The organism is Enhydrobacter sp. (assembly GCA_025808875.1).
Taxonomy (GTDB): Bacteria; Pseudomonadota; Alphaproteobacteria; order Reyranellales; family Reyranellaceae; genus Reyranella.
On the sequence record CP075528.1, the window covers coordinates 1,731,451 to 1,754,651 of the forward strand.

Sequence of the window (23,201 nt, forward strand, 5' to 3'; positions counted from 1 at the left end):
GCAGATGCGACGTCGTAAGTTCCTGAGGTCGGCCGGCATCGGCGGTGCCGCCGTCGCCACCGCGGTCACCACCCTGGGCGCGCCAGCGATCGCGCAGTCGATGCCGGAGATCAAGTGGCGCCTCGCGTCGAGCTTTCCCAAGTCGCTTGACACGGTGTTCGGCGCCGGCGAGTTCTTTGCCAAGCGTGTCGCGACGATCACCGACGACAAGTTCCAGATCGGCGTCTTCGCCGCCGGAGAACTGGTGCCCGGCCTGGAGGTGCTTGACGCCGTGCAGAACGAGACGGTCGAGTGCGGCCACACCGCGTCCTACTACTATGTCGACAAAGATCCGACCTTCGCCTTCGACACCGCCATGCCGTTCGGCCTCAACACCCGCCAGCACAACGCCTGGGTATATTTCGGCGGCGGGTTGGAGGCGATGCGCGAGTTCTACAAGGACTACAATGTCACCTCGTTCCTGGTGAGCCACACCGGTGCACAGATGGGTGGCTGGTGGCGCAAGGAGATCAAGGCGCCGGAGGATCTCAAGGGCGTGAAGATGCGCATCGGCGGCCTTGCCGGCCAGGCGCTGGCCAAACTCGGCGTCGCGCCGCAGCAGATCGCGGGCGGCGACATCCATGAGGCGTTCGAGAAGGGCACAATCGATGCGGCCGAATGGGTCGGCCCCTATGACGACCGGAAACTCGCCCTGAACAAGGTCGCTCCGTTCTACTACTACCCCGGCTGGTGGGAGGGCGCCGCGGCCCTGTCGCTCTATGTCGGGTCGAAGGCCTTCGCGGCACTGCCGGCGATGTACAAGGAGGCGATTGCCGCTGCCGCGGGCGACACGGTCTCCTGGTCGGTCGCCAAGTACGACGCGCAGAACCCGCGCGCGCTTCGGGAACTGGTCGGGGCGGGCACGAAGTTCCTGCCCTTCCCGCAGTCGGTGCTGGAAGCCTGCTACGGCGCGGCGAACGATCTCTACGCCGAGACCGTCGTCAAGAACGCCAGGTTCAGGAAGATCTACGAGTCGTGGCGCCAGTTCCGCAACGAGCAGGTGCTGTGGTTCCGCGTGGCCGAGAGTACGTTCGACAACTTCATGGCGCGTCAGTCGGCGGCCAACCGACTCTGAGGTCTCGGCGTCAGTCGGCGGGCAGTTCCGTCCAGCCTTCCGGTCCGAAGAACTCCAGGGGGCGGAAGGCGCGTTTGTAGGCCATCTTGCTCGAATCGGCGATCCAGTAGCCGAGATAGACGTAGGGCAGGCCGCGCTTGGCCGCCGCATCGGCCAGCCACAGGATCATGTAGGTGCCGAGGCCGCGCCTGGGATCGGTTGGATCGAAGAACGAGTAGACCGCCGAGACGCCACTCGAGAGCCAGTCGACGAGGCAGGCGCCGACCAGCCGGCCGTCGGCCGAATCGTCGCGAAACTCGACGATCGCCGTATCGACGGGGCTCTCCTCGACCATGGCGCGATAGTCGTCGAAATCCATGTCGGCCATGTCGCCATCGTGATGGCGCGCCAGGACATAGCGCGAGAACAGGGCATACTGCTCGCCGCTCGCCAGCGGCTGCGTCTCGACGGCATGGACATGCTCGTTGCGGCGCTGGATCCGGCGTTGCATGCGGCTCGGGTCGAAGTCACGCACCCGGATGCGCACCGGCACGCAGGCGCGGCAGCTCTCGCAAAGCGGCTTGTAGACGAAATGGTGCGACCGCCTGAAGCCCGCGTCCGTCAGCGTGTCGTGCTGCGAGATCGCATCCGGCCCGCTCAGCTCGGTGACGAGCTTGGTCTCCAGCCGATGCGGCAGGTACGGGCAGCGCATCGCCGGCGTGGTGCGGAAGAACCGCAGGGTCTGGATGTTCTGGCGGATGAACATGTCGGTTTCCGCGCGAGTTTAGCGCACGGCCCGACGAAGGAAAGCAGCCGATGCGGCAACACGGAACGCGGCCGACAAGGGCCGTCAAGTCCATAGTGGCGAACCCGCCGTCCGATCTGCCGCTAGGCGGCCACGTCGATCTCCGCCATACCGCCGTGCAACTCGCAGGGTGGCGTGGCCGCCGCCCAGTCATCGTCGTTCAGCCGCAGGTCGTGCAGGCGGTCGACCACGAAGAACGTCCAGGCGCCTTGCGACGGAAGCCCGCCGGGCCTGCCGCCGCCGTACTGGTATGCCAGCAGCGCCGGCTGGCCGGCCCGGTCCCTGCCGAGCAGGCGCGGGCAGAAGTCGCGTACATAGTCGTCGTAGACGGCCGTCATCGGACGACGTTCGACGATGGCCCGGCGCAGCACCGCGTAGGCGCCGGGCGGCGCGATCGCAAATCGCCTGGCGGCGGGAAAGTCGGTGGTCGTCATGGGCGTCCTCGACGGTCGTTGTCGTCCGAGCATGGTGCGGGGCGCGGCGCCGGGAAACACCGCAGCGCGACTTGCCCTGTGACTATCCTGTGGCCGGTCGGGCGCTGCGATGCAGGGTCGGCCGGGCAATCGCGAGCACCTTGTCGATGCGCCGGCCATCGACATCGACGATCTCCACCTCGGGCGGTTCCAGGACGGGAGTCTACAGGCCGCGACGCCGCGCAAAACGGCGAAACGGCGTGGCCGCCAGCCGCCACAGGCGCGGCAACAGCCAGACCAGCAGGGCCACGAAGAGCGCGAGCAGGACGAGGAAGACGACCGGATGGGTGATCGCTAGGAGGAGGCCGCCGATCACGACGGCATCCTCGGTCAGAGAGGCGAGCACGTTGGTGAAGGGCTCGGGCGAAGTGTTGATCAGCGCCCGCGTGCCGGTCTTGGCGATGTGGCTGCCGGCGGCGAGCGTACCGCCCAGCAGGCCCGCGACCACGGCGATCTCCGGGCCGAGCTGGTCGGCGGCACCGAACGCGAGCAGGGCGCCGGCCGGCACACGCACGAAGGTATGCAGGGCGTCGTTGATGCTGTCGACGAAGGGTATCTTGTCGGCCAGGAAGTTGAGGGCGAAGAGAACCGCCGCGGCGCCCATCACCCAGGGCGAGGCGAGCAGCTGCAGGTCGGTGGGCAATTCGGCGACGACGCCGAAGCGCTGCGCGGCGCCCAGGACCAGCACGGCGGCATAGACGTTGTAGCCGCTCGCCCAGCCCGCGCCGAGGGCCACGGCGACGGCGGCGAGGATCTCGCCGCTCACGTCACAGGCTGCGGCGCGCCTTGAGCGCCGTCGCCAGCGTGCCGTCGTCGAGCCAGTCGAGCTCGCCGCCGACCGGCACGCCGTGCGCCAGCCGTGTCAACGGCACCTCGGTCTCGGCCAGCCGCTCGGCGAGATAGTGCGCCGTCGTCTGGCCGTCCACCGTGGCGTTGGTCGCGACGATGACCTCGCGCACGCCGCCGTCCTTCACCCGTCGCACCAGGCCCGCGATGTTGAGCTCGTCGGGGCCGATGCCGTCGAGCGCCGACAGGGAGCCGCCCAGCACGTGGTAGCGGCCGGCGAATATCCTGCCGCGCTCCATCGCCCACAGGTCGCCGACATCCTCGACGACGCAGAGCAACCCCGCGTCGCGCTTGGGATCGGCGCAGATCGAGCAGGGATCGACGGTATCGAGGTTGCCGCAGGTCGAGCAGGCGCGAATCGCGCCCGCGGCGTCGGCCAGCGCCGCGCTCAGGGGTTGCATCAGCGTCTCGCGCTTCTTCAGGAGATGCAGCACCGCCCGGCGCGCCGAGCGCGGCCCCAGCCCGGGCAGGCGCCCCAGCAGCTGGATGAGGCGTTCGATCTCCGGACCGATCATCGGAGACTACAGCTTGAAGCCCGGAGGCAGCGGCAGACCGCCGGTGAGGGCGCGCATCTGCTCCTGCACCGTCTGCTCGACCTTGGCGCGCGCGTCGTTGGCGGCGGCGACGATCAGGTCCTCGACGATGCCCTTGTCCTCCGGCTTGAACAGCGACGCATCGATCTCCACGCGCCGCGTCTCGTTCCTGCCGTTGACCGTGACCTTCACCATGCCGGCGCCCGATGCGCCGACGATCTCCAGGCGCTCGAGCTGGGCCTGCAGCTCCTGCACCTTCTGCTGCATCTGCTGGGCCTGCTGCATCAGGCCGCCGAGATCCTTCAACTTGTCGAACATCAGGTGTCGCTTTCGGGAATGTCGTCGTCTGCGGGATAGTCTTCGGCCGGCGGCGGTTCTTCTTCGAGCGCGCCGGGCAGGACGAGGCCCGCCACCAGCGAGCTTTCCTCGCCCTTGCGGCGGACCGCGTCGAGCTTGGCGCCGGGAAACGTCTTCAGGATGGCCTGCACCACTGGATTGGCTTCGGCCCTGGAGCGCAGGTCGTCGGCCCTGGCCGCCTTCTGCTGCGCGAGCGTCGGCTGGCCCTCGGCGTTCGACACCGAGGCGATCCATCGCCGCCCCGTCCATTGACCGAGCAGATCGCTGAGCTTTGCCGCGAGATCGGCGGGCGCCCTGGGCCCGGGACGAAACTCGATCAGGCCCGGCTCGCACCGCACTTCGTGCACGTGATGCATGAGGTTGTGGACGATCGTGGCCTGGCGCTTCTCTTCGAACAGCGCCACGACCTCGGTGAAGCTGCGCGGATTGGGCGGTGCCTGCGGCGTCGGCTGCGGCGCGACGGCGGGCGCGAGGCGGGCAGCGGCACCGCCGCCGCCGCCCGGCGCTCGCGGCGCCGATCCCGTCGGCGCCGTGCCGCCGACGCCGTTCTGCAGGGCCTTGAGCGCGTCGGCCGGCGACGGCAGGTCGGTGGCGTAGCACAATCGGATCAGCGCCATCTCCGCCGCGCGGATCGGCGAAGGCGCCCTCAATGTCTCCTCGAGGCCCCTGAACAGCAGGGTCCAGGCGCGGGTCAGCGCGCCCATCGAGAGCTTCTCGGCCATGGCGAGGCCTTGCGCGCGCTCGCTGTCGGCGGAAGCGGCTGCCGCCTCGGGCGCGACCTTGAGCCGGGTCACCCAATGGGTGAGCTCGAGCACGTCCTGCAGCACGACCGCCGGATCGGCGCCCGAATCGTACATCTCGCCCAGCGCCGTCACGACCGCCGGCGCATCGCCGCGCATGGTCTTCTCGAACAGATCGAACACGCGGCTGCGGTCGGCCAGCCCGAGCATGTCGCGCACCTGCGCGGCATCGACCACGCCGCCGCCATGGGCGATCGCCTGGTCGAGCATGGAGAGTCCGTCGCGCACCGAGCCGTCGGCGGCGCGGGCGAGCAGCGCCAGCGCCTCGGGAGAAATTTCGACCTTCTCCGCCTCCGCGACCTTGGTGAAATGCGCGACCAGCACGTCCTGCGGCACGCGCTTGAGGTCGAAGCGCTGGCAGCGCGACAGCACCGTCACCGGCACCTTTCGGATCTCGGTGGTGGCGAAGATGAACTTCACGTGCGGTGGCGGCTCTTCCAGCGTCTTCAGCAGCGCGTTGAAGGCCGCGTTCGACAGCATGTGAACTTCGTCGATGATGTAGATCTTGTAGCGCGCCGAGACCGGCCGGTAGCGCACGCCCTCGATCAGCTCGCGAGCGTCGGCCACGCCGGTGTGCGATGCGGCGTCCATCTCGACGACGTCGACATGACGGTCCTCGGTGATGGATCGGCAATTGTCGCACACGCCGCAGGGATCGATGGTGGCGCCACCCTTGCCGTCCGCCCCGATGCAATTGAGAGCGCGGGCGATGATGCGGGCGGTCGTGGTCTTGCCGACGCCGCGCACGCCGGTGAGCATGAAGGCGTGCGCGATGCGGCCGGTGGCGATGGCGTTGCGCAGAGTGCGCACCATCGCGTCCTGGCCGACCAGGGTGGTGAAATCGACGGGACGGTACTTGCGGGCGAGGACCCGGTAGGGAAGCGAAGCGGCGGCTTCCGTCATGGCGGTGGTGTCCTGACCCCAGACGCGCCGCGGCCCCTCGAGCCCGACGGTCGTCGCGTCCGGGCTGCCCGTGCCGGGCGACGGCGCGCGCCCAGCGACGGGTGAGGGACCGGCACGACCCGAAGCAAATTCGTTACGGCTGCTTCCTTCCGGATCTGACCGGGTTGGCGACAGCTCCGCCCGCACCGGCCCCTCGACGCGGTTATATCAGGAGTTTGGCTGGCCGGCGCAAGGTCGGAGATGGACATTTTATGCCCATGGAAAGTCGCTCCAGATCAACGCCTTGGCGTTCGTCGCGCAGCGCGCGTCGCGCGTCCAGTGATAGGCCCGCCGTTGCGACCTTCCCTGTCTCACTCAAGGGGTGCAGTCCACTCCGACCCCCGTCGCGGAAATCGCGGAAATCGCGGAAATCGATCTCGGAAACCTCGGAAACCTCGCAAACCTCCGGCGGGGCGTCGCCGGACGACCGACGTCGCGGGCACCCGCCCGAGACGCCCTCAGGGTGGTGTGCCTGCTCTCTGCCGGAATGCGTTGCGCAAACTGCGGGAACTGCGGAAACCTCCGGTCACGGGTCGGGAGGACGGGTCGGCGGACGATTGGCGAAACAGAACGTCGATACGGGAAATCCCGCGCGGCCCTCGCGGCCGGAAGTGGTCATGGTGCTCATGCACGCATTTTACCTCGACGCACCGGCGAGCACCTAATCGGGTCGATGGATTCCGTCCGATGCCGATGGCATCTGCATCGGAAGGCGATTCGACCCCCCGATTCCGGCCTCACGCGCGAATCTGACTCTCCTGCCGGTGGCGCGGCCCGCACGAATCTACGATGCCGACGTCGCCCGCCGCCGCTTGAGGAAGATCGTCGTCTCCTGTTCCATGACGGGCTCGCCGCGCTGGTTGACGGTGACCTGGCGCAGCCGGCAGATGCCGCGGTCGGGTTTGGTGGCGGAAACGCGCAGTTCGACGATATCGGTGACGACGCGCAAGGTGTCGCCGGGGCGCACGGGGCGGGGGAACTGGGTCTCGCCAAGGCCTGGCGAGCCCAGGCTGCAGGCGCGGAAGATGCCCAGCTCGAGCCACAGTTTCAGCGCCACGCACTGCGTGTGCAGGCCCGAGGCGATCAGGCCGCCATAGGCCCACTTCTTCGCGAACTCGACGTCGACGTGGAAGGGCTGCGGATCCCACTGCCGCGCGAACTCGACGATGCCCGCCTCGGTCATGGTCATGCCGCCGCTCGTGAAGCGGTCGCCGACCTTGAAATCCTCGAAATAGCGCTCGGTCACGGGCTCCGTTCCTGTGGGCAATTCTGCGCCGGATTGTGTCGAGGGTGAGACGCCGTGGGCGAGCGACTTGCGATCGTGGCCCGGGTCAGATCCCGATACCGCGCAGGGCGTAGATCAGCGCCACCACCAGCAGGCCGATGAAGATCGTCTGGGTGACCAGCAGCATCACCGGGGCCATGCCGATACGGGCCAGAGCGAGCAAAGAGGTCTTCATGCCGAGCGCGGCGATGGCGGTGATGATGAGGAAGGCCGAGACCTGCGTGAGCACGGCCCTTGCCTGGTCCGGCACGATGCCCAGCGAATTGAGCGCCGCGAGTGCCAGGAAGCCGAACAGGAAAACCGGCGGCGAGGGCCGCGCATCGCCCGCGGCCTGGCCGCTTCGCGCGATCCACCAGGCGATGCCGATCACCGCCGGCAGCAGGAACGCCACGCGCAGCAGCTTTGTGACGATGGCGTCGCTCAGCACCCGCGGTCCCAGCGTCTGGCCCGCACCGGCGACCTGCGCCACGTCGTGGATCGAGCCACCCAGGAACACGCCCATCTCGAACAGGGTGTAGCCGAGCGCGTCCTGGAGCGGCGGGTAGATCACCATCACCACGGTGCTGAGGAAGTTGACCCCCATCACGGTGAAGGCGAGGTCGCGGTCGGAGTGCTCGTGCTTGGGCAGCACGGCCGACGCCGCCATCGCCGCGGCGGCGCCGCAGACGCCGACCGAGCAGCCGGTCAGCAAGCCGAAATTGCGGCTCTGGCCGAAGAAGGGCGCGACCCAGGCGCCGAAGGCGATGGTGCAGGCGACGGCGGCGAGCGCGATCAGCACCGGCAGCGCGCCGCCCTCGACGAGGTGGCCGAGCGTCAGCCGCGCGCCGAGCAGCGCCACGCCGACGCGCAGCAGCGTACGGCCGGCGAACTCGATACCGGGCTTGAGCGTGGCGTTGGTCGACAGGGGCTGCAGCGCCATGCCGACGGCGAGCGTGACGATGAGCGCGGGAATGAAGATCGCGCCGAAATGCGTCCAGCCGCTCCTGTCGGCATACCAGGCGACGGCGGCGATCGCCGCGCAAAGCGCGATGCCGGGAGCTGACTTGCGCAGATTGTCGGGAGCCCAGAGACGAACGATCTCGACGGCAACCGCGCTGTTAAGCATCGAGCACGGCCACCAGCTGTCCTTCGCCGATCGCCTCGCCTTCGCTGACCTTGATTTCCTTGATGACGCCCGCCTTGGGCGCCAGCACGGGGATCTCCATCTTCATCGACTCGAGAATCATGATCTCGCCGTCCACCTCGACCCTGTCGCCCGGCTTGGCCTGGATCTTCCAGACATTGCCGGCGATTTCCGACTTCACGTTGACGACGGCCATGCTTCGACGCGCTCCCGACTTGCTCAGGGACGGTTTTCGGCCACCGCGCGCGCCAAGGCAAGGGCTGGACTGCCCACACGCGCGCCCAGCCGATATGCGGCCTGGTTGACCGCCGAGAACACGCCGCCGAGCGTCGAACGGCCGTCGCCGATACGCGCCGACAGCGCCGCCACCGTGGCGCTGGCGATGTTCGAGCGGTCGAGAATGGCGAGCCCCGCGGAGCCGGCGCGATCGGCGCCGAAGCCCGCGTCGTTGAACAGGGCGAGCAGGGGCTTCACCTTGAGCGCCGTTTCGCCCGCCGGTACGCCGCCATGGCTGCCGGTCGCCAGCACGCGGCCGGTGTCGCGCTCGTCGGCCATCGACAGCGAATCGAGACACACGACCCTGTCGATGAGGTAGCGGCCCTCGGCCAGCGGCTCGGGCTTCTTCGGCGGCCAGGGGGCCGACTTCAATCTTTCGACGGCCTCGGCGACGCTCTGGCCCGGCGCAACGCCGCAGGCTTCGGCGAGGCCGTTGATGCGGCTGATCACGCCGCGCGCCAGCATGTCCTTCGCGTCGCCGATATGGGCGCTGTCGGTGGCGACCGCCGCCATCGCCATGCCGTGCGCCTCGGCCCACGGCAGGCCGCTGACGCCCGCCTCGTCGCGGCCAATGCCTGCATCGTGATGGATGGCGGCGCGCGGCCGGGCTTTCAGCGAGCAGTAGGCGGCGTAGATCGCGCCGTGCGAGCCACCGACGATCACCCCGCCCTCGGCCTCGGGCGGCAGCTTGGTGACGGAATCGGCAAGGACGATGGCGATGTTCACGACTACCGCGAGGAACCGCGTTGGCTGGAGACGTAAGCCTTCAGGACGGCATTCATCCGCGTCAGGTGTCCCTTGCCCTGCGCCTTGAACCAATTCAGAACGTCGCGATCCATTCTCAAGGTGACAGGCGCCTTGCCGGACTTCGAGGGCAGAACGAGACGGGCATTCTGGAAAAAGGCATCGTTCAGTTCGGGAATCTCCGAGAAATCGATGTCCTTGTCCTTGACGGGGGCCAAGCGTCGGTTGCTCATCGGTCTACTGTAACGCCTTTTCATATGAACTCCTTTCCTTGCGCGACGCGGCCCTTGCCGATATCAGCCTGCGCTTGCCTCTGCGCGCGGTAAATACGACGGTCAGGATGGCGCCCGGTGCTATCCGTCCGATGCCGATCCAACGAACTTCCCCGTAGTCACGGGGATCGCGGGCAATCAGCATCGGCCCACCAAATGCGCGATGCCTGTTCGAAACTGACGCCATGTTTTTCGACATTGCGCCTGTTCTTGACCTCGTCCCCTTCGAAGCCGGTCATGCTTGAAACTAGAGGCTGTACATACAAAAAGCAATATGGGAATCTGCACACCGATGTCCGACCGCGTCGACAACAAGACCCACATCCTGCTCCTGCAGCATCCGCAGGAGCAGGATCGTGTGCTGGGCACGGCCAGGCTGATCGTCGAGACGCTCGCCAATGCCACGCTCACGGTCGGGCTGTCGTGGCGCAATCTCGGCCATGCCTTGCGCGGCACGGTCGAAGCGAAGGAATGGGGCGTACTCTATCTCGGGTCTGCCAAGGCGACCGGCGTGGGTCCGCTGGTGGCGCTCGACCGCAAGGGCGCGGCACTGGCGGACCAGCACGCTTCGCGCGCCGGCCTGAAGGGGCTGGTCGTGCTCGACGGCAATTGGGCGCAGGCCAAGGCGCTGTGGTGGCGCAACCCGTGGCTCACCAAGCTGCGCCGCTTCGTGGTCGTGCCGGACGGGCCGTCGCTCTACGGCGATCTCCGGCGCGAGGCGCGACCCGACGCCGTCTCGACACTCGAAGCCGTGGCGCTCGCGCTGTCGGCGCTGGAGGCCGATGCTGCGGTGCGGGAGAAGCTGCTGGCGCCGTTCCGGGCACTGCTCGCCAAGGCCCGCGCCGCCGGCATTCGTGACAGTAAACGCGACCGTCGCATAAGGCGCTAGCCTCTATATACTTCCGGCCCATGCTCGATCAGCCGCAGGTTCCGGTCGCCCAGCGCACCAATCCCGAGCGCTCGTTCCGCGAGGAAGTGCGGGTGCTGCGCCTCAGCGAGGGCGAGGTGTTCCGCGGCGAGGGCATCCTCGCCGTCACCAAGGCGATCCTGCAGGCGGGCGTCGGCTATGTCGGCGGCTACCAGGGCGCGCCCGTCTCGCATCTCGTCGACGTGCTGGTCGAATCGCAGGACCTGCTCGACGAGCTCGGCATTCATCTCGAAACCTGCACCAACGAAGCGTCGGCGGCGGCGCTGCTCGGCGCCTCGATCAACTACCCGATCCGCGGCTGCGTCACCTGGAAGTCGATCGTCGGCACCAACGTGGCGGCCGACGCGCTCTCCAACCTCGCCTCGCCCGGCGTGATCGGCGGCGCGCTGATCGTGGTCGGCGAGGATTACGGCGAGGGCGCCTCGATCATCCAGGAGCGCGCCCACGCCTATGCGCTGAAATCTTCGGTCTGGTTGTTGGATCCGAGGCCCAACCTGTCGACCATGGTGCACATGACCGAGCAGGCATTCGAACTGTCGGAGGCCACCAATACGCCGGTCATGATGGAGCTGCGCATCCGCGCCTGCCATGTCACCGGCGAGTTCGTCGCCAGGGACAACCGGCCGCCGGCGATCTCGCGCAACCATCGCCTGCCCAACCCGGCCGAGCACAATTACGACCGCATCTCGCACCCGCCTTCGACCTACGCGCACGAGAAGCTGAAGTTCGACGTGCGCCGGCCGGCGGCCGAGCGGTTCATCGTCGAGCGCGGGCTGAACGAGTTGCTGCCGGGCGAGCGCTCCGACCTCGGCATCATCGTGCAGGGCGGCATCACCAATGTGTTGATGCGCGGGCTCGACCGGCTCGAGGTCGAAGACCGTATCCCGACCCTGGTGCTGAACGTCACGTATCCGCTGGTGCCCGACCAGATCGCCGAGTTCTGCAAGGACAAGCGCGCCGTGCTGGTCGTCGAGGAGGGCGGGCCGGAGTACATCGAGCAGGCGATCCACGCCCTGCTGCGCCGGCGCGACATCGACACCAGGATCTACGGCAAGGACGTGCTGCCGATGGCCGGCGAGTACACCGCCGAGGTGGTGACCGAGGGCCTGCTGAAGTTCCTGTCGCAGTCGGCCAACGACATCGATCTCGGCGCGCCGCGCCAGCGCTTCGAGGCGGCGCGGGCGGCGCGCGCCGAATCTCAGCGCCTGCTGGGCGGGCCGCTGCCGCTCAGGCCGCCGGGCTTCTGCGTCGGCTGCCCCGAGCGTCCGGTGTTCTCGGCCATCAAGATCCTCGAGCGCGAGGTCGGCAAGGTCCATATCTCGAGCGACATCGGCTGCCATTCCTTCGCGACCCTGGCGCCGTTCAATCTCGGCAACTCGATCCTGGGCTACGGCATGTCGCTCGCGGCGGCGGGCGCGGTGGCGCCGGTCATGCAGAAGCGCACCATCTCGGTGATGGGCGACGGCGGCTTCTGGCACAACGGCCTGCTAAGCGGCGTCGCCTCGTCCATGTTCAACCGCGGCGATCGCGTGCTGGTGGTGATGCAGAACGGCTACACCTCGGCGACCGGCGCGCAGTTCATCCCCAACACCTCGGGCAACCGGCGCGACGGCGAGACGACGTCGGACATCGCCGCCACCCTGAAGGCGATGGGCGTGGGCTGGCTGCGCACCATCCGCACCTACAATGTCGGCACCATGCTCAAGACGCTCCGCGAGGCGATGACGACGCCGGAGCAGGGCCTGAAGGTGATTGTCGCCGACGGCGAGTGCCAGCTCGCGCGCCAGCGTCGCATCCGCCCGCAGATCGCCGCCGAGCTGAAGGCCGGCAAGCGCGTGGTGCGCACGCGCTTCGGCGTCGACGACGAGGTCTGCACCGGCGACCATTCCTGCATCCGCCTCTCGGGCTGCCCCTCGCTGGTCGTCAAGCCGAGCCCCGATCCGCTGCGCTCCGACCCGGTGGCGCACGTCAACAACGGCTGCGTCGGCTGCGGCCTGTGTGGCGAGGTCGCCGACGCGGCGGTGCTGTGTCCGTCGTTCTACAAGGCCGACATCGTGCAGAACCCGGGCTGGTGGGATCGGTTGAAGTGGCGCTTCCGTTTCAAAGTGATCGAGGCGTTGGCGTGCTGAGCAGTCCTTTCATATTCCTCTCCCCTGCTAGGGGGAGAGGCGGGGAGAGAGGGCTGCGAAAACTCCTTCAACCCCCTCTCCTAACCTCTCCCCTTATCGGGGGAGAGGAATAATGAAGCCCGTCACGATCCTGATCGGCGCGCTGGGCGGCGACGGCGGCGGCGTGCTGTGCGACTGGATCGTCGTGGCGGCGCAGAGCCAGGGGCTGGCGGTGCAGGCGACGCAGATCCCGGGCGTGGCCCAGCGCACCGGCGCCACGACCTATTATCTCGAGGTGATGCCGAGGCCGGGCATCGGCGGCGTGCTGGCGCTCAACCCGGCGATTGGCGAGGTCGACGTGGCACTGGCGAGCGAGCTGCTCGAGGCCGGCCGCATGATCTTCAACGGCTTCGTCACGCCCGACCGCACGGTGCTGATCGCCTCGACGCATCGCGTGCTGGCGATCGCCGAGCGCGCGGCGATGGGCGACGGCAGCTTCGACGTCGGCAAGCTCCTGCGCGCGGTCAAGGAGCGCAGCCGGCAGCAGATCCTGTTCGACATGGACCAGGCCGCCGAGGAGGCGGGCAGCGTGCTGAACGCCGTGCTGCTGGGCGCGCTCGCCGGCTCGGGCAAGCTGCCGATCCCCGACGCGGCGTTCGAGGCCGCGATCCGCGGCGCGGCCAAGTCGGTCGACGCCAACCTCGCCGGCTTCGCCTTCGGGCGCGGTCATGCCAAGGGCGAGCTCGAGCAGGTGGTGCGCGAGCATCGCAAGCGCCAGGCCGCGGCGGCGGGCAGCGAGGCGCTGATCGAGCGCGCGCGGCGCGACTTGCCGCCGGGCAGCCTCGACATCGTCGAGGAGGGCATTCGCCGGCTCGTCGCCTACCAGGATCGGCACTATGCCGCGCTCTATCTCGATCGCCTGCGCGGGCTGCCGGACGATCTGGTGCGCGACGTGGCGCGTCACCTCGCCGTGCGCATGTCGTTCGAGGACGCGATCCGCGTGGCGCAGGCCAAGACCTCGCGCGAGCGGCTGGCGCGGGTGCGGGCGGAGGTGCGGGCCAAGCCGCACGAACCACTCGAGCTCACCGAGCACTTCAAGCCAGGCAACGAGGAGATCGCCGCCCTCCTGCCGCCGTGGGCGGCGCGCTGGCTGCTCGCCCGCCGTCCCTTCAACGTCTCGATGCACGTGCGCAGCACGACGGTCTGGGGCTTCGCGCGCCTGCGCCTGCTCGCCGGTCTGCGCTGGTGGCGGCCGCGCACCTGGCGCTATGCCGAGGAACAGGCCGAGATCGAGCGCTGGCTCGACGCGATCCGCCGCGCCGCACCGCTCGGCCACGAGCTGGCGCACGAGATCGCTGAATGCGCGCGCCTGATCAAGGGCTACGGCGACACCTACAAGCGCGGCCTCGGCAGCTATCGCCGCATCGTCGCCGAGGTGATCGAGCCGGCGCTCGTCGGCCGGATGGCGACGCGCGCGGCGGCCGATGCCGTGGCCAACGCCCGCGTCGCCGCACTCGCAGATCCCGAGGGCCAGTCGCTGGCCCGTACGCTCGCCGCCATTGCCACATCGAGGGAGCCGGTACGACATGCCGCTGAGTAGCCGTCACGAGATCATGGTCGAATGGGGGGATTGCGACCCGGCAGGCATCGTCTACTACCCGTCCTACTTCAGATGGTTCGACCAGGCGACGTTCCGCCTGTTCCGCAAGGCCGGGCTGAAGCGCGACGACCTGACGGGCGGCAAATTCAACGAGGGCGCCCCGCTGGTGGCGGCCGAGTGCTCGTTCCGGCGCGCCTCGCAGACCGGTGAGAAGCTCCTCATCGAAAGCCATGTCGAGAAATTCGGTCGCACCTCCTTCACCGTGCGCCACGTCTTTCGCGACAGCGCGGGCGAGATCGCGGCCGAAGGCACGGAAACGCGCATCTGGGGCAGGAAGGACGGTGAGGCGGGCACGCTGAAGGCGGTGTCGATCCCCGAGGAAATGCGCCGGCGACTGGGCTGAGGGAGGAACCATGAAGCGCAGCGAGGACCGTATCCTCACCACCCATGTCGGCAGCCTGCCGCGCGATCCGGCGCTGTCGGACCTGTTGATCCGCGACGAGCAGGGGGAGACGGTCGACAGGGCCGAGATGGCCAGGCTCGCCGACCAGGCGGTGCGCCACGTCGTGCGCCAGCAAATGGCCTGCGGTGTCGACATCGTCAACGACGGCGAGCAGCCGAGGGTCGGCTTCCAGACCTACGTGCCGCAGCGCATGAAGGGCTTTGGCGGCGAATCCAGGCGCCCGCGTTCGCGCGACTTCACCGACTTCCCGGTCTTCGCCGCGTTCTGGGACAAGCGCGCGCAGCGGCGCAGCAAGGTGTCGAATGCACCGCAGGCGATCGCCGACGTGGCCTACGACGATCTCGGCCCAGCCGAGGACGAGGTTCGCCTCTTCAAGTCGGCGCTCGCGGGCCTGCCGAAGCCGCCCGTCGAGACGTTCATGACCGCCGCGGCGCCCGGCATCATCGCCACCACCATGCTGAACGCGCACTACGACAGCCACGAGGCCTACGTCTTCGCGCTCGCCCGCGAGATGAGGAAGGAATACGAGCTGATCGCCCGCGACTTCATCCTGCAGATCGATTCGCCGGACCTGGCGCTCGAGCGCACAGTGCTGTTCGCCGACAAGACCAATGCCGAGTTCGTCGCCATCGCCGAGATGCACGTGGCGGCGCTCAACGAGGCGCTGGCCGGCATCCCGCGCGAGCGGGTGCGGCTGCATTGCTGCTGGGGCAACAACGAGGCGCCGCACCTGCACGACATCCCGCTCGCCGAGGTCCTGCCGGTGCTGTGCCAGGCGAGGGTCGGCGCTCTGTCGATCGAGTTCGCCAACCCGCGCCACCAGCACGAATACGCCGCGCTCAAGAAGGCGAAGCTGCCGCCGGAGTTCATCCTGATCCCGGGCGTGCTCGACACCACGACCAACTTCGTCGAGCATCCCGAGGTGGTGGCCAACCGTATCTGCGAGGCGGTCGATGCCGTCGGCGACCGCGAGCGCGTGATCGCGTCGAGCGACTGCGGCTTCGGCACCTTCGCCGGCTACGAGATGGTCTCCTCCGACGTCGTCTGGGAGAAGCTCAAGGCCTGCCGCGCCGGCGCCGACATCGCGACCAGGAGGCTGTGGGGTCGGATGGCCGCCTAAGCCGCCGCCTTCAGGATGTCGGCCGCCTTCTCGCCGACCATGATGGCGGGCGCGTTGGTGTTGCCCGAGGGCATGGTGGGGAAGATCGAGGCGTCGGCGACGCGCAGACCGTCGAGCCCGTGCACCTTGAGCTTGTCGTCGACCACGGTGCCCGGTCCGGCCGGCCCCATGCGGCAGGTGCCGATCGGGTGGTAGGCGGTCTGCGAGTTGTTGCGGATCCAGGTGAGGATCTCCTGGTCGCTCTGCACCGACGGGCCGGGCGAGAACTCGCTGTCGCGGTATTTGTCCATCGGCGCTGCGTCGACGATCCTGCGCATCATGCGGAAGCCGCCGACCATGGCGTCCTGGTCGATCTTGTCGGCGAGGAAGTTGAAGCGGATCGCCGGCTGTGCCTTTGGGTCGTTCGACTTGATGTGGATCGAGCCCAGGCTCTCGGGCCGGAGCTGGTAGCAGGCGATGGTCATCGACGGGAAATCCTGCAGCTTGCGCGTCTTGGGATCCTTGATCGAGTAGGGCACCAGGTGCATCTGCACGTCGGGCGTCTCGAGCTCGGGCCGGGTCTTGAGGAAGGCGAGCAGCGGGGCCGAGGGCAGGCTCATGAAGCCGCCGCCGGTCGCGAGATACTTCATCATCTGCGTGACGGCGCCGAGGCCGCGCGCCATGTGGTTGTAGGAAACGCGCGGGTCCTTCACCTTCCAGATGATGCGGGCGTTGATGTGGTCGCGGAAATTCTCGCCGACCGCCTTGAGCTCGTGCTTCACCTCGACGCCGTGCTTCCTCAGGATCCCGGGGTTGCCGATGCCGGAGAGCTCGAGGATCTGCGGGCTGGCGACGCCACCCGCCGACAGCACCGTCTCGCGCGCCCTGGCCTGCACGACCTTGCCGTCCTTCTCGTACTCGACGCCGACGCAGCGCCTGCCGTCGAGCAGGACGCGCAGGGTGTGGGCGTTGGTGACGACGTTGAGGTTGCTCGACCGCTTCATCGCCGGTTCGATGTAGCAGTGCGCCACGCTCATGCGCCGGCCCTTGTAGATCGAGGTCTGGGTCTTGACGACGCCTTCCTGGTCCTCGCTGTTGTAGTCGGGGTTGAGTTTGAAGCCGGCCGCCTTCGCCGCCTCGAACAGGGTGTCGTAGAGCGGATTCTGGTCGGGCACCGTCGAGACCTTGAGCGGCCCCGACGTGCCGCGGCCGTTGCTGCCGTCGCCGTCGACGAAGCTCTCGATGCGGGTGAAGAGCGGCGCCACGTCGCGCCAGCTCCAGCCGCGGCAGCCCATCTGCGCCCAGGTGTCGTAGTCGAGCGGCTGTCCGCGCACCCAGACCAGGCCGTTGATCGAGCTCGAGCCGCCCAGCACCTTGCCGCGTGGCACCGGGATGACCCGGTTGGCCGTGTTCTCCTCGGGTTCCGATTGATAGAGCCAGTTGGCGGCCGGGTTGTCGATCAGCAGGCCGAAGGAGAGCGGCATGCGGGAATAGGGGTGGCTGGCCGCGCCCGCCTCGAGCAGCAGGATCCTGGTCGCCGGGTTCTCGCTCAGGCGCGCCGCCAGCGCGCCGCCCGCCGAGCCAGCCCCGACGATGATGTAGTCGTACTGATCCATTTCCGGTCCCCTTTCCGGCGAGTATCCGCGAAGACGTGAGCGCTCGACAAGCGTCGCGCATGGACGGCGGCAGTGCCGCTGGCTAGGACGTGGCGGGACGAGCGACGGGGAGACGGCGATGATCGACACGGACAAGGGCAGGGCGGAGCTGGGGCGGTTCGTGATCGACCTGACGGTCAGGATCGCGCTGATCGCGGGGGTGGCCTATGTCAGCCTGATGCTGCTGCGGCCGATCGGGCCGTTGCTGGTCTGGGCGATGATCCTGGCGGTGGCGTCGTACCCGCTGCACGCGCTGCTGCGGCGCAGGCTCGGCCTGCGGCCCGGCCTGTCCGCCGCCCTGCTATCGCTGCTGCTGCTGGTGATCCTGCTCACGCCGGTCGTGCTGCTCTCCCTGTCCGTCGTCGAGACGCTCGACACCTACGGCCGCATGCTGCTGCGCGGCGAGCACGTGATGCCGCCGCCGCCCGAATCGGTGCGCGGCTGGCCGATGATCGGCGCCAGGATCTACGACCTGTGGCTCAACGCCGCCAACGACGTGCGCGCATTGCTGGCCGCCCATGCCAGTCAGATCGCCGTCTTCGGCCGGTTCGTCGGCGGCATCGCCGCCGGTGTCGCCCTCGAGGTGCTGCAGTTCGCCGGGGCGATCATCGTCGCCGGCGTCCTGCTCGCCTATGCCGAGCCTCTCGCCAGGACGCTGGTCGGTCTCGCCAGCCGCATCGCCGACGCGCGCGGCCGACGCTTCGTCGAGATCGCCGGCTCGACCATCCGCAACGTCTCGCAGGGCGTGATCGGCATCGCATTGCTGCAGTCGGCGCTGCTCGGCCTCGGCATGCTGGTGGCCGAGGTTCCCTTCGCCGGCCCGCTCACCTTCGTCTGCCTGGTCCTGGCGATCGTGCAGGTCGGGCCCAACATCGTCATGCTGCCGGTGATCGCGTGGATGTGGTTCGAGGCGCCGGCGCTCACCGCCGGGCTGTTCACCGTCTATACCCTGCCGCTGCTGCTGGTCGACAACGTGCTGCGCCCGATCGTGATGGCGCGCGGCCTGCAGACGCCGATGGCCGTGATCCTGGCCGGCGTCGTCTGCGGCACCCTGGCGGGCGGCCTGATCGGGCTGTTCGTCGGGCCGGTCGTGCTGGCCGTCTTCTACGACCTCGTCATTTCGTGGATGAACGGACCGCCGGTTAGCGACGAGGCGCCGTGAAGGCGATGCCGTCGGCGACCAGCGCGTCGATCTCGGCCGGCGAATAGCCGCGCTCGGCAAGCACCGCCCGCGTATCGGCGCCGAAGGTCCGGGGCTTGCTGCGCGCGGCGGGCGGCGTGCGCGAGAGCTTCACCGGGTTGCCGACGTTGCGGTAGCCATCCTTCTCCCACACCATGTCGCGGTGCCGCGTGTGCGGATGCTCCATGACGTCCGGCACTTCCATGACGGCGCCCGACGGCACGCCGTTGCGCATCAGCTCGGTGGCGAAGCTTTCGCCATCGCGATCCTTGGTGAGCGCGCGCAACTCGGCCTCGAGCTCGAGCTTGTGGGCGACCCGGTCCTTGTTGGTTCTGAAGCGCGGATCGTCGGCCAGCTCCGCCTTGCCGAGCATCTGGCAGAGCTTGCGGAACTGACCGTCGTTGCCGGCGCCGACCACGATGTTGCGACCGCGAGTCGGGAAGTTGCAGTAGGGTGCCAGGCTGCCGTGGCTGTTGCCGTAGAGTTTGGGTTTCTGGCCGGCCATGAAATAGTTGGGCGCGTGCGGATGATGCAGCGCGACGGCGCTGTCGTAGAGCGTGGCGTCGACGAATTGGCCCTTGCCCGAGCGGTTGCGCTCGTACAGCGCCATCAGGATGCCGATGCAGGCGTTCATGCCGGTGGAGAGATCGACGACCGGCACGCCGACACGCACCGGTCCCGAATCGGGCGCGCCGTTGACCGAGACCAGCCCCGCCGAGGCCTGCACCATGGCGTCATAGCCGGGGAAGCCGCCCAGCGGCCCGTCGGCCCCGAATCCAGAGACGCGGGCATGGACCAGTCGCGGAAACTTCCGCGACAGCGCGTCGTAGCCCAGGCCCCACTTCTCCATGGTGCCGGTCTTGAAGTTCTCGATCAGCACGTCGGCCTCCTCGAGCAGCTTCAGCAGCACCTCGCGGCCCTTGGGCGTGGAGAGATCGAGCGCGATCTTGCGCTTGTTCCGGTTGATGCCGGCGAAGTAGGCCGAGATGCCCTCCTCGTCGAAGGGCGGGCCCCAGCCGCGCGTCTCGTCGCCCTGCGGCGGCTCGACCTTGATCACCTCGGCACCATGGTCGGCCAGCATCTGTCCGCAATACGGACCGCCCAGCACCCGCGACAGGTCGACGACTTTCAGCCCTTCCAAGGCTCCCGGCATTTCGCTTCACTCCAAGGCATCGTTGTCGGCGGCGGTTATAGACTACTGAGGAGCGCTTGCGCACGCCCGAGCATGTTATTACATTAGTAATAACGTTCGAGGCCGCGCCATGATTGAACTGAAGGTCCGCAAATTCGGTAACTCCCTGGGCGTTGTGCTGCCGAAGGACGTCGTGCAGCGGCTGCGCACGGCCGACGGCGAGCCCCTGTTCCTGATCGAAGGACCTGACGGGACATATCGGCTCACGCCCTATGACCCGGCCTTCGAAAAGAAGATGGCGAAGGCCGACAGCATCATCAGCCGATATCGCAACACGCTCCATACCCTCGCCAAGTGAGAGAGCCGACCTGGATCGAGGAGCGCGACGTCCTTGCGCTGCACGAGCGGCTGTTGTCGCTGCATGGCGGCAAGCCCGGATCGCGGGATCTCGGCCTTCTGAAGTCGGCGCTGGCGAGGCCGCTCCAGCATCACGCCTATCGGCCCGACGCGGACGTCATCGAGCTGGCGGCGATCTACACGGCCGGCATCGTCGGCAACCACGCTTTCATCGATGGCGACAAGCGCACCGGCTTTGTCGTCGGCATTCTATTCCTCGAACTCAACGGGTATCGGTTTGGCGCGAGTGAAGAGGCGTCGGCGCAAGCCGTTCTCGCACTCGCCGCCAGCCAACTCAACGAGGCTGGCTACGCAGCCTTCCTTCGTACCAACGTGAAGCCCATAGGAAGGAAATAGGCTAATCTCACTCGTCATTGGGAGAGAAGGCCAATGCTAAGCGGGCGTAGCGCGGTTATTCGTCGATGAGGATGTATTTCTACTCACATGCTGACGGCCTGAGAGGAAGGGTGGATTTCCCGGAACAGGGCTTGCCTTGCTGGGAAGAGATCGTGTGCAAGACGTTGGCTCTTGTCCGAACTTGGCGCGTGTCTCCTGGACTGCCGCCTTCCGATTGTTCCAAGCTTCCTCGCTTGTCGATGAGGTGGCGGTAGACATGCTGAACGGCATCCACGGACATCAGGAGATCGAGCGCGTCGTCTATGGCCGGGCGGCGGGATCGGCGCTGCGGGCCGAGGCCGAGCGGCTGGGCGCCAGGCGCGTGTTCCTGACCACCACGAAATCGGTGGCGCAGAGCGCGCTGCTGGCCGGCATCGTGCGCGATCTCGGCGATCGCTGCGCCGGCGTCTATGCCGGCATCACCGCGCACTCGCCGCGAACCTGCGTGATCGAGGGCGCGAGACTGGCGCGCGAGGCCAGGGCCGACCTGATCGTGGCGGTCGGCGGCGGCTCCGCGATCGACGCGACCAAGGTGATGCTGATCGCGCTGTGGCAAGACGCCTGCGCCATCGAGGATCTCGACCTCTATCGCTCCGGCCGGCCGAAGGAGGGCCATGCGCCACCGTCCGAAGCGATCCAGCCGCCGGCCAACGCGATCCGCATGATCGCCGTGCCGACCACGCTGTCGGCGGCCGAGTTCAATGCCTTCGCTGGCATCACCGACACGCGCCGGGGCGTGAAGGAGAGTTTCGGCCATCGCCTGGTCGTGCCGCGGGTCATCGTGCTCGATCCAGCGGCGACCCTGCACACGCCGACGGACCTCATGCTGTCGACGGGCGTGAAGGCGGTCGACCACGCGGTCGAGCGGCTGTGCTCGCACCAGGCCCATCCCTTTGTGCTCGGTACCGCGACCGAGGCATTGAAGTTGCTGTCGCGCGCCTTGCCGGCCCACAAGGCCAGACCCGGCGACATGGAAATCCGCCTCGACCTGCAGTTCGGCATGTGGCTGTCGATCGGCGCGGGGACCTCGGGCGTCGGCACGGGCGCGAGCCACGGCATCGGCCACGTGCTGGGCGGCGCCTGCGGCGTGCCGCATGGTCACACGTCCTGCGTGATGTTGCCGTCGGTGCTGCGCTGGAACCTGCCGGCTAACGTCGAACGCCAGAAACGGGTGAGCGAGGCCTTCGGCCAGCCCGATACGCTGGCGGCCGATCTCGTCGCCGTGTTGGTGGCGGAGCTGGGCCTGCCGAGGCGTCTCGCCGATGTCGGCGTCGGACCGGACCGCTTCCGCGAGATCGGCGAGAAATCCATGCACGACCGGGCCGTCCTCAACAATCCGCGCCCGATCGACCGTCCCGAACAAGTGATCGAGATTCTCGAACTGGCTGCTTGATTGGAATTGATTTGGTCCCCCAACAATATAGTCTAGAGGCAGTCTAAAGAATAAGAACCAGCGGACGGGAACGCCCAGCAGAGAGGGGACACGCCATGATGCGGACATTGAGCGCGCTCGCGGCATTGGCCGCGGCAGGACTCGTCGCGACGCCTTCGGTCGCCCAGGACAAGGTAAAGATCGGCTACGCCATCTCCAAGACCGGGCCCAATGCCGGCGGCGCCAACATCACCCAGATCCCGAACTACGAGATGTGGGTGAAGGACGTGAACGCCAAGGGCGGCCTGATGATCGGCGGCAAGCGGGTTCCAATCGAGGTGGTCGAGTACGACGACCGCTCCAACTCCGAGGAGGCCGTGCGTGCGGTCGAGCGGCTGGTGACGCAGGACAAGGTCGACCTGCTGTTCCCGCCGTGGGGCACCGGACTCAACCTCGCCGTCGGGCCGGTCTTCAACAAGTACGGCTATCCGCAGCTCGCCTTCAGCGCGGTGACCGATCGCGCCCCCGACCTCGTCAAGCGCTGGCCGAACAGCTTCTGGCTGCTCGGCACGTCGAAGCAGTATGTCGATGCGCTGGTCGCGGTGCTGAAGAAGCTGCGCGACGAGGGCAAGATCGGTCCGAACGTGGCGATGATCTCGATCGCCGACGGCTTCGGCATCGATCTCAGCCAGGCGGCGCGAAAAGGCTTCGCCGATGCGGGCTTCAAGCTCGCCTACGACAAGAGCTACCCGATCGGCACGCAGGACCTGTCGCCGCTGCTCGGCGAGGCGTCGCGTTCCGGCGCCGACACCTTCGTGGCCTTCTCCTATCCGCCCGACACGCTGGCACTGACCGACCAGGCCAAGGTGGCGGGCTATGCGCCCAAGGTGATGTTCCTCGGCGTCGGCGTCGGCTTCCCGCTCTATCCGCAGCGCTTCGGCGCCAACGTCGAGGGCGTCATGTCGCTCGGTGGCTGGTCGAAGGACAACGCCTCGACCCAGGCGTATGCCAAGAAGCACGAGGAGATGTTCAAGCGCGGCCCCGACCGCTGGGGCAGCCAGATCGGCTACTCGTCGCTGCAGATGCTCGAGCAGGCGATCGAGCGGGTCGGCAAGATCGACCGCGCCGCCATCATCAAGGAGCTGCAAACCGGCACCTTCGACACGGTGCTCGGCAAGGTGAAGCTGGTCGACAACATGATGAAGGACAATTTCTGGCTGATCGGGCAGTGGCAGGACGGCATCTTCGTCGGGGTCTCGCCGCAGCGTCCCGGCGTCGCCAACGTCGTGGTGCCCAAGCCGACCTGGAAGAACTAGAGTCCCG

The 23,201-nt window shown here is 67.9% G+C and carries 25 protein-coding genes and 1 other RNA gene; 11 read left to right on the forward strand and 15 right to left on the reverse strand.

All coding sequences use genetic code 11. From position 1 onward, the window contains the following. The first annotated feature begins 4 nt into the window (after window positions 1-4). Complete coding sequence (locus tag KIT25_08660) at window positions 5-1,114, forward strand: ABC transporter substrate-binding protein (GenBank protein ID UYN96983.1); 1,110 nt, start codon at window positions 5-7, stop codon at window positions 1,112-1,114. 10 nt (window positions 1,115-1,124) lie between these two features. Here KIT25_08660 and KIT25_08665 read toward each other — a convergent pair whose 3' ends face one another. From KIT25_08665 to KIT25_08725, 13 genes are all read right to left on the reverse strand, one after another. Next, window positions 1,125-1,859, reverse strand: a complete 735-nt coding sequence (locus KIT25_08665) for an arginyltransferase (protein UYN96984.1) — start codon at window positions 1,857-1,859, stop codon at window positions 1,125-1,127. Window positions 1,860-1,981: 122 nt separating this feature from the next. Next, entirely contained in the window at window positions 1,982-2,332 is a 351-nt protein-coding gene (locus KIT25_08670; protein ID UYN96985.1) for a hypothetical protein, read from the reverse strand. A gap of 202 nt (window positions 2,333-2,534) precedes the next feature. Continuing rightward, window positions 2,535-3,137, reverse strand: coding sequence for a DUF4126 domain-containing protein (locus KIT25_08675; protein UYN96986.1), 603 nt, complete (start codon window positions 3,135-3,137; stop codon window positions 2,535-2,537). Window position 3,138: 1 nt separating this feature from the next. Next, on the reverse strand, window positions 3,139-3,732 hold the full coding sequence (gene recR / locus KIT25_08680) for a recombination mediator RecR (protein UYN96987.1): 594 nt from the start codon (window positions 3,730-3,732) through the stop codon (window positions 3,139-3,141). Between the two features lie 6 nt (window positions 3,733-3,738). Beyond that, window positions 3,739-4,068 carry a YbaB/EbfC family nucleoid-associated protein gene (locus KIT25_08685; GenBank protein UYN96988.1) on the reverse strand — a complete coding sequence of 110 codons (330 nt, stop codon included), beginning with the start codon at window positions 4,066-4,068 and terminating at the stop codon, window positions 3,739-3,741. After that, window positions 4,068-5,810 carry a DNA polymerase III subunit gamma/tau gene (locus KIT25_08690; GenBank protein UYN96989.1) on the reverse strand — a complete coding sequence of 581 codons (1,743 nt, stop codon included), beginning with the start codon at window positions 5,808-5,810 and terminating at the stop codon, window positions 4,068-4,070. The genes KIT25_08685 and KIT25_08690 overlap by 1 nt, the downstream gene beginning before the upstream one ends. Window positions 5,811-5,910: 100 nt before the next feature. Further along, window positions 5,911-6,005: signal recognition particle sRNA small type (gene ffs / locus KIT25_08695), an RNA gene on the reverse strand. A 628-nt stretch (window positions 6,006-6,633) separates the two neighbouring features. Continuing rightward, window positions 6,634-7,095, reverse strand: coding sequence for a MaoC family dehydratase (locus KIT25_08700; GenBank protein UYN96990.1), 462 nt, complete (start codon window positions 7,093-7,095; stop codon window positions 6,634-6,636). Between the two features lie 85 nt (window positions 7,096-7,180). Beyond that, a complete protein-coding gene (locus KIT25_08705; protein UYN96991.1) occupies window positions 7,181-8,239 on the reverse strand; it encodes a putative sulfate exporter family transporter in 1,059 nt (352 codons plus the stop codon). Next, on the reverse strand, window positions 8,232-8,453 hold the full coding sequence (locus tag KIT25_08710) for a biotin/lipoyl-binding carrier protein (GenBank protein UYN96992.1): 222 nt from the start codon (window positions 8,451-8,453) through the stop codon (window positions 8,232-8,234). The genes KIT25_08705 and KIT25_08710 overlap by 8 nt, the downstream gene beginning before the upstream one ends. Window positions 8,454-8,476: 23 nt before the next feature. Then, window positions 8,477-9,259 carry a hypothetical protein gene (locus KIT25_08715; protein UYN96993.1) on the reverse strand — a complete coding sequence of 261 codons (783 nt, stop codon included), beginning with the start codon at window positions 9,257-9,259 and terminating at the stop codon, window positions 8,477-8,479. Between the two features lie 2 nt (window positions 9,260-9,261). Then, on the reverse strand, window positions 9,262-9,495 hold the full coding sequence (locus KIT25_08720) for a BrnA antitoxin family protein (protein UYN96994.1): 234 nt from the start codon (window positions 9,493-9,495) through the stop codon (window positions 9,262-9,264). Window positions 9,496-9,514: 19 nt separating this feature from the next. After that, window positions 9,515-9,736: a BrnT family toxin gene (locus KIT25_08725; protein ID UYN97871.1), complete on the reverse strand. Its 222-nt coding sequence runs from the start codon at window positions 9,734-9,736 to the stop codon at window positions 9,515-9,517. A gap of 105 nt (window positions 9,737-9,841) precedes the next feature. On the opposite strand from KIT25_08725, the gene KIT25_08730 reads away from it, so the two are divergent. From KIT25_08730 to KIT25_08750, 5 genes are all read left to right on the forward strand, one after another. Next, a complete protein-coding gene (locus KIT25_08730) occupies window positions 9,842-10,438 on the forward strand; it encodes a DTW domain-containing protein (GenBank protein ID UYN96995.1) in 597 nt (198 codons plus the stop codon). Window positions 10,439-10,458: 20 nt separating this feature from the next. Continuing rightward, window positions 10,459-12,606 (forward strand): indolepyruvate ferredoxin oxidoreductase subunit alpha, encoded by a 2,148-nt coding sequence (locus KIT25_08735; protein ID UYN96996.1) that lies wholly within the window; start codon window positions 10,459-10,461, stop codon window positions 12,604-12,606. 112 nt (window positions 12,607-12,718) lie between these two features. Continuing rightward, window positions 12,719-14,185, forward strand: coding sequence for an indolepyruvate oxidoreductase subunit beta family protein (locus KIT25_08740; protein UYN96997.1), 1,467 nt, complete (start codon window positions 12,719-12,721; stop codon window positions 14,183-14,185). Further along, window positions 14,172-14,588 carry an acyl-CoA thioesterase gene (locus KIT25_08745; GenBank protein ID UYN96998.1) on the forward strand — a complete coding sequence of 139 codons (417 nt, stop codon included), beginning with the start codon at window positions 14,172-14,174 and terminating at the stop codon, window positions 14,586-14,588. Before KIT25_08740 ends, KIT25_08745 begins: the two co-directional genes overlap by 14 nt. Before the next feature lie 10 nt (window positions 14,589-14,598). Continuing rightward, entirely contained in the window at window positions 14,599-15,768 is a 1,170-nt protein-coding gene (locus tag KIT25_08750) for an epoxyalkane--coenzyme M transferase (GenBank protein UYN96999.1), read from the forward strand. On the opposite strand, the gene KIT25_08755 is transcribed toward KIT25_08750, so the two are convergent. After that, window positions 15,765-17,363 carry a GMC family oxidoreductase N-terminal domain-containing protein gene (locus KIT25_08755; protein UYN97000.1) on the reverse strand — a complete coding sequence of 533 codons (1,599 nt, stop codon included), beginning with the start codon at window positions 17,361-17,363 and terminating at the stop codon, window positions 15,765-15,767. The genes KIT25_08750 and KIT25_08755 overlap by 4 nt on opposite strands. A gap of 118 nt (window positions 17,364-17,481) precedes the next feature. Between KIT25_08755 and KIT25_08760 the strand changes: the two genes are divergently transcribed. Next, a complete protein-coding gene (locus KIT25_08760; protein ID UYN97001.1) occupies window positions 17,482-18,564 on the forward strand; it encodes an AI-2E family transporter in 1,083 nt (360 codons plus the stop codon). Here the strand turns inward: KIT25_08760 and KIT25_08765 are convergent. After that, the gene (locus KIT25_08765) at window positions 18,545-19,735 is read right to left on the reverse strand and encodes a CoA transferase (GenBank protein ID UYN97002.1); all 1,191 of its coding nucleotides are present in this window, start codon (window positions 19,733-19,735) and stop codon (window positions 18,545-18,547) included. The genes KIT25_08760 and KIT25_08765 overlap by 20 nt on opposite strands. A gap of 109 nt (window positions 19,736-19,844) precedes the next feature. On the opposite strand from KIT25_08765, the gene KIT25_08770 reads away from it, so the two are divergent. The 4 genes from KIT25_08770 (at window position 19,845) to KIT25_08785 (ending at window position 23,194) form a co-directional block, all read left to right on the forward strand. Continuing rightward, complete coding sequence (locus tag KIT25_08770; GenBank protein UYN97003.1) at window positions 19,845-20,072, forward strand: AbrB family transcriptional regulator; 228 nt, start codon at window positions 19,845-19,847, stop codon at window positions 20,070-20,072. Then, on the forward strand, window positions 20,069-20,467 hold the full coding sequence (locus KIT25_08775) for a type II toxin-antitoxin system death-on-curing family toxin (GenBank protein UYN97004.1): 399 nt from the start codon (window positions 20,069-20,071) through the stop codon (window positions 20,465-20,467). Before KIT25_08770 ends, KIT25_08775 begins: the two co-directional genes overlap by 4 nt. Window positions 20,468-20,723: 256 nt before the next feature. Further along, window positions 20,724-21,899, forward strand: coding sequence for an iron-containing alcohol dehydrogenase (locus tag KIT25_08780; GenBank protein UYN97005.1), 1,176 nt, complete (start codon window positions 20,724-20,726; stop codon window positions 21,897-21,899). Between the two features lie 95 nt (window positions 21,900-21,994). Continuing rightward, entirely contained in the window at window positions 21,995-23,194 is a 1,200-nt protein-coding gene (locus tag KIT25_08785) for an amino acid ABC transporter substrate-binding protein (GenBank protein UYN97006.1), read from the forward strand. Window positions 23,195-23,201 lie beyond the last annotated feature (7 nt).

Excerpts from the sequence above, each read along its gene's own strand:
- KIT25_08660 (UYN96983.1), top strand. The coding sequence starts at position 5 with ATGCGACGTCGTAAGTTCCTGAGGTCGGCCGGCATCGGCGGTGCCGCC.
- KIT25_08665 (UYN96984.1), bottom strand. The coding sequence starts at position 1,859 with ATGTTCATCCGCCAGAACATCCAGACCCTGCGGTTCTTCCGCACCACG.
- KIT25_08670 (UYN96985.1), bottom strand. The coding sequence starts at position 2,332 with ATGACGACCACCGACTTTCCCGCCGCCAGGCGATTTGCGATCGCGCCG.
- recR (UYN96987.1), bottom strand. The coding sequence starts at position 3,732 with ATGATCGGTCCGGAGATCGAACGCCTCATCCAGCTGCTGGGGCGCCTG.
- KIT25_08685 (UYN96988.1), bottom strand. The coding sequence starts at position 4,068 with ATGTTCGACAAGTTGAAGGATCTCGGCGGCCTGATGCAGCAGGCCCAG.
- KIT25_08690 (UYN96989.1), bottom strand. The coding sequence starts at position 5,810 with ATGACGGAAGCCGCCGCTTCGCTTCCCTACCGGGTCCTCGCCCGCAAG.
- KIT25_08705 (UYN96991.1), bottom strand. The coding sequence starts at position 8,239 with ATGCTTAACAGCGCGGTTGCCGTCGAGATCGTTCGTCTCTGGGCTCCC.
- KIT25_08710 (UYN96992.1), bottom strand. The coding sequence starts at position 8,453 with ATGGCCGTCGTCAACGTGAAGTCGGAAATCGCCGGCAATGTCTGGAAG.
- KIT25_08725 (UYN97871.1), bottom strand. The coding sequence starts at position 9,736 with ATGGCGTCAGTTTCGAACAGGCATCGCGCATTTGGTGGGCCGATGCTG.
- KIT25_08730 (UYN96995.1), top strand. The coding sequence starts at position 9,842 with ATGTCCGACCGCGTCGACAACAAGACCCACATCCTGCTCCTGCAGCAT.
- KIT25_08735 (UYN96996.1), top strand. The coding sequence starts at position 10,459 with ATGCTCGATCAGCCGCAGGTTCCGGTCGCCCAGCGCACCAATCCCGAG.
- KIT25_08740 (UYN96997.1), top strand. The coding sequence starts at position 12,719 with ATGAAGCCCGTCACGATCCTGATCGGCGCGCTGGGCGGCGACGGCGGC.
- KIT25_08745 (UYN96998.1), top strand. The coding sequence starts at position 14,172 with ATGCCGCTGAGTAGCCGTCACGAGATCATGGTCGAATGGGGGGATTGC.
- KIT25_08750 (UYN96999.1), top strand. The coding sequence starts at position 14,599 with ATGAAGCGCAGCGAGGACCGTATCCTCACCACCCATGTCGGCAGCCTG.
- KIT25_08755 (UYN97000.1), bottom strand. The coding sequence starts at position 17,363 with ATGGATCAGTACGACTACATCATCGTCGGGGCTGGCTCGGCGGGCGGC.
- KIT25_08760 (UYN97001.1), top strand. The coding sequence starts at position 17,482 with ATGATCGACACGGACAAGGGCAGGGCGGAGCTGGGGCGGTTCGTGATC.
- KIT25_08765 (UYN97002.1), bottom strand. The coding sequence starts at position 19,735 with ATGCCGGGAGCCTTGGAAGGGCTGAAAGTCGTCGACCTGTCGCGGGTG.
- KIT25_08770 (UYN97003.1), top strand. The coding sequence starts at position 19,845 with ATGATTGAACTGAAGGTCCGCAAATTCGGTAACTCCCTGGGCGTTGTG.
- KIT25_08780 (UYN97005.1), top strand. The coding sequence starts at position 20,724 with ATGCTGAACGGCATCCACGGACATCAGGAGATCGAGCGCGTCGTCTAT.
- KIT25_08785 (UYN97006.1), top strand. The coding sequence starts at position 21,995 with ATGATGCGGACATTGAGCGCGCTCGCGGCATTGGCCGCGGCAGGACTC.